Annotated in this window: 3 protein-coding genes; all 3 read right to left on the reverse strand. The window is 47.7% G+C overall.

Annotated features, from left to right (window positions below; all coding sequences use genetic code 11):
- Positions 1 to 385: 385 nt before the first annotated feature.
- On the reverse strand, positions 386 to 2752 hold the full coding sequence (gene rnr, locus AC3A8L_RS19810; RefSeq protein ID WP_487964000.1) for a ribonuclease R: 2367 nt from the start codon (positions 2750 to 2752) through the stop codon (positions 386 to 388).
- 523 nt (positions 2753 to 3275) lie between these two features.
- Positions 3276 to 3926 carry a DUF1287 domain-containing protein gene (locus tag AC3A8L_RS19815; RefSeq protein WP_487964001.1) on the reverse strand — a complete coding sequence of 217 codons (651 nt, stop codon included), beginning with the start codon at positions 3924 to 3926 and terminating at the stop codon, positions 3276 to 3278.
- Positions 3927 to 3941: 15 nt separating this feature from the next.
- Positions 3942 to 4925, reverse strand: a 984-nt coding sequence (locus AC3A8L_RS19820) for an alpha/beta hydrolase family protein (RefSeq protein ID WP_487964002.1), incomplete at its 5' end; no start/stop codon positions are given.

A 4925-nucleotide genomic window follows, 5' to 3' on the forward strand; every position in this document is an offset into this window, starting at 1 on the left:
TGAGGAAGTAGGAGGCAAGTATTATTGGATAAAGTATTTTTTCCTCGGCCCTAACGGTTTCGTGTTTGTTTTATCAATAAGGTAAGCTGCGAAGGGGAAAAACCGTTACTTATTCCCTTGTCTTAGTTGCCCAAAGCATGGCGTCGCCCCTTAGGGACGATGCCATCCGCCAATACTGATTTCTACTTATTTCCTCCTTGAATTTCGGGTTAGGGGCGAGGCAATAATAGTTTGTCCAATTAGACGAGGGCGCCTGCTTTCTCAACAAGGCGCTCGAAGGGGCGCATGCCGGGGCATGTAACGCTTTGAGCAACGCGGTTGAGGAAGCGGGAGGTAAGTATTATTGGATAAAGTATTTTTTCCTCGGCCCTTAACCGAGTAGCGCCTAGTGGCGATTTGGTCCGCGGCGTGAGCGTTTTTTGCCGGCTGCTTTTTTCTCGGAGGCGGCGGCTAATACAAATTCCACTTTGTGGGCTTCCATATCAACGCGCGCGACTTTTACCTGAACCGTATCACCGATTTCATAGGTATTTTGATGGCGCTCGCCACTGAGCTTTTGGCTGGCGGCATCAAAGTGGTAGTAATCATCATCCATCGCGGTAATGTGGATTAAGCCTTCTATTTTCGTGTCGGCTAAATCAATGAATAAACCAAAGTGCATAACGCCATTAACGGTGGCGGTATATTCTTCGCCCACTTTGTCCAGCATGTAATGGCACTTTAAGGCTGCCTCTACATCCCAGCTTGCCTTATCGGCGCGGCGCGATAACAGCGAGCAGTGGTTGGCGATATCGGCAAACTCTGCGGCGCTGTAATGCGTTTTGAGTGGTTTTATGGGGGCTTTAGCGTCGGCGGCTAAGCGCACGTGGTTATTGCCTAAACCGAAAAGCTGTTTAAGTTTAGCGCCCAAGCTGGGTGTTGCTGGTGTGCTGCGAATAACGGCACGAATAGCGCGATGCACTAAAAGGTCGGGGTAGCGACGAATCGGCGAGGTAAAGTGCGAGTAGGCACCGTAAGCTAAGCCAAAGTGGCCAAGGTTGTCGGCACTGTATTGTGCTTGGCTTAACGAGCGCAGCATAATTGTTTGTATGGCATCCGCATCTTGTCGGCCCTTGATGCTATTCAGTAGCGCGGCGTAGTGCTTAGGTGTGGGCGTGTCGCCACCGCCTAAAGTTAAGGCTTTACTGCTGAGGAACTCACGCATGCTGGTCAGTTTTTTTGCTTGCGGCCCCTTATGCACACGAAATAACGCGGGCAATGTGTGCCGTGCTAAAAACGGCGTGTGCTTCTTAAGGAATAAAGCTGTGGCCACGTTCGCGCACAGCATGCACTCTTCAATAAGTTTGTGCGCATCGTTGCGAACAACGGGATGAATAGCGGCGATTTTACGCGCTTCAGTAAAACTGAATTTAACTTCTTGGGTTTCGAAATCGATAGCCCCGCGTTGCCCGCGTGCCTTGCTTAAACATTTGTAGAGGCTGTTTAAATCATGAATTTTGTCGATCAGCGCCGAAAACTTTTGCGTGAGTTTTTGGCCAGCAGGCGATTCAGACTCATTGAGCATCGTGTTCACTTGGTCGTAAGTGAGGCGTGCATGTGAATGAATAACACCTTCAAAAAAACAATGATCGGTCATCTTGCCGGCAGCGTTAAGGGTCATCTCGCAGACCATTACAAGGCGATCTACTTCGGGGTTTAGTGAGCAAAGGCCATTTGATAGCGCTTCGGGCAGCATTGGAACAACCATGCCCGGGAAGTAAACGGAGGTGCCACGGCTATAAGCTTCTTTATCTAATGCGCTGCCGTTATGCACATAATGCGAAACATCGGCAATGGCGACCATTAATGTCCAGCCACCTGAAGCTATAGGCTCACAATAGACGGCATCATCAAAGTCTCTGGCGTCGTCACCATCAATAGTGACAAAGGCTTTTTGGCGTAAGTCGATGCGGTGTGCTTTATCTTGTTCGCTAACGGCGCCACCTAGCTTTTGAGCATCGGACAGTACCGATTGTGGCCATTGATGCGCGATTTCGTGATTATTCAATGCGAGCGTAATTTCGATGCCGGCATCGTCGCGGTCTCCCAGTACTTGGGTGATTCGACCCGTTGCAGGATGCTTGAACGTTGGGTAGTTCGTGATTTCTACAACCACGAGCTGATCCGGCTCAGCGCCACTTAACTGGTCTTCTTCAACGGTTATTTCGTGAATGATACGCGTGTTTTCGGCTTCAACATAATAGCGTGCGCTAGCGTATTTCAATTGCCCAGTAATTTGGCTTTTGCCACGCGATACAATATCGAGAATCGCGATCTCTTCACGGCCTTGTTGGTTTAATCCGCTGACGCGCGCTTGAACGGTGTCACCATCAAAAACGCGGCGCATTTGGTGGCGCGGTACAAAAAGGTCGCGCTCAACACCGGCTTCTTTGAAAAAGCCAAAGCCTTCTTTGTGGCCAATAATTACGCCGGTGTGAATCTCGGCGGGGTCGACAGGCGCGTAGCCTTTTTCGCGGCTGTAGCTCACTTGCCCGTCGCGTTCCATTGCACGCAAGCGGCGGCGCAAGGCTTCTTGTTGTTCGTCGCTGTGTAGCTCTAATATAACGGCTAACTTATCGCGGTTAACGACAGCTTTGCTTTTAATGATAGTTTCTAGCAGGAATTCGCGACTGGGAATGGGGTTGTCATATTTCTCGTAATCGGCGCTATTAATGGCAGATTTAGAATCTTTGGTATTGGAATGCTTAGTCATAATCTCTCTTGGTTAATTAGCCCTCTACCGTTGCTCTTGTCATTTTAAGTGAGCCGGTGAATTAATCATTTTGGGGCTAAAAGTACTCACATCGTGTGAGGTCTTTAATGGGGGTGCGTAATGCTTAACAATAAATGCAGCCTATTTGCTGGCAGGTATAGTCTTGGTTTTAGCGTATTGGCAGGCTTAGGCGCGGTGTAAACTGCGGCAAAAATTAAGCAGGTACAGGGCGAATACAGCGTTAGCCAATGGCTAGTGAGTATGAAGTTCAATAGGATTTAAACGGAAAGGAGGGACTTACAAGAGTGATATGGTCAAAGGCATATCGATGTGGCTAGAATTATTAACCCTTTTAGGGCTTCAGCCGGCTAGTTGTTCCTCTAGCCTGTAAATCTACGACAAACAGAACGTTAAAAACGTCTATATTTCAAACTTGCGGGCACCGTACAGGGTCTTGCGCTTACAGGCAAACTTTATTTCGATATTCAGTATTTGTCGGCCTTAATACTTGACGGGCGGCATACTATGGATTGTTAGCCGTATCACTAAAGTGACTAGGTACGTAACGGTAGTGTCCAGTGACGGGGTAATCGAAAAGCATATCGTCTAGCTTGGGGCCTTGGCCAATATTGTGCACAATCAGAGGGTTGCCGGTTGCGGGCGATTTTTGTTCGCTGACAATGCCAATATGCGGCAAGTTTCCGGCTAGCTTCCACGTCACTATATCGCCGGTTTGATAATCCACAGCATTGGCGCTAACCGTAAGTGTTTGGCCGTTTCGAGTGAAAAATGTTTGCAGGTTTGGCACTCGGCGGTGGTCAACGTTTTTATCGGGGCGGGTAAGGCCCCATATTCGTCGCGAGGGGTATAGCGAAAAATGTAATGCCATATCTTCGTGTACAAGCTGCTGTAAATCTGCACCAATACTACGGTACGCTCGAATGAGTACATCGGTACAAACGCCGGTATTTGCAGGCACATCGCCATTCGGGTAATCAATAGCAACATAGGCGCCGTTATATATGACGGCATGCTTGGTTCTTTCAATTGCAGCTAAATTGAAATCCTGCATAAACGTTTGGCTAGCAACGGTTTGGGCATAGAAACACCACAGGAATGGTAGGATCTTTTGGGACAAGATCTTTAGGCGCTCGAATGGCGTGGTGTTTGTCATGCACTATACCTATGATTATTTCAGCTTTTCTTTTATAAAATTTATGGCTTTCTCGTTATGGTTTTCCCAGCCGGGGCCACCGGAGCCGTGATTCCCTTTTTTAGCGACGTAAAGTGTGGAGTCGAGTTTGGCTTCTAGCATTTTTTGATGCATTAATTGGCTGTGAGTGATAACGACATTTTTATCTTCATCTCCATGCATAAACAAAACGGCACCAGTAATTTTATCCGCTGTGTAAAGTGGCGAGCGCTCTTCGGGGGTTCCATCTTTGGCACACATGCCATAGATATACTCGTTTTTCATTAAATCGGCGTGGTTGGTGGTTACCCCCCAAAGCCTAAAGTCTGTAATAGGGAAATAAGCCACAGTCGCTTTAACCTGCTCTTCAATTGCCGCCGAAAGCACGACTTGCCCACCTAAAGATTGCCCCCATAGTGCGATACGCGTTGGGTCAACATTGGGATGGTTGGCTAGCCATTTTACGGCTTTAATAATATCTTTAGGTTGGCGGTAGCCGCAATCGTCTTTCCCGCCGGTAGGCTTCCAGCCTCTAAGTGTGACCGATAGCGTAATAAAGCCCATCTCGGAAAACTCTTTGGCAGGGTAGCTGTATTCCATGCCTGGGTTTTTGTTGTATGGCATCCAGCCGTGCACCAATATAATAGCGGGTAATTTTTCGACAGATTTTGTTGGTGTATAAAGTACGCCGTACATATTTAAATCACCCATCGGAATCGAAATTTCTTGCCCGCCTTTAGCTATTTTTCCTGGGATTACGGGGCTTTCTTGTGCATTTACTATGTGGCTAGAGAGTAACAGCGGGAGTAGGAATATAATAAGCAGGTATTTCATGGCGAGCCTTTCATTGGTGGTTAGGGGCGTGCATGAAATAACTTCCCGTTTTTGAATTCCTGGGTGCACGCTTGCCTTCGTTGAAAATATTTGCAATAGCCGGCTATTAGGGCCGAGGAAAAAATACTTTATCCAATAATACTTGCC

The organism is Marinagarivorans sp. (assembly GCF_982758155.1).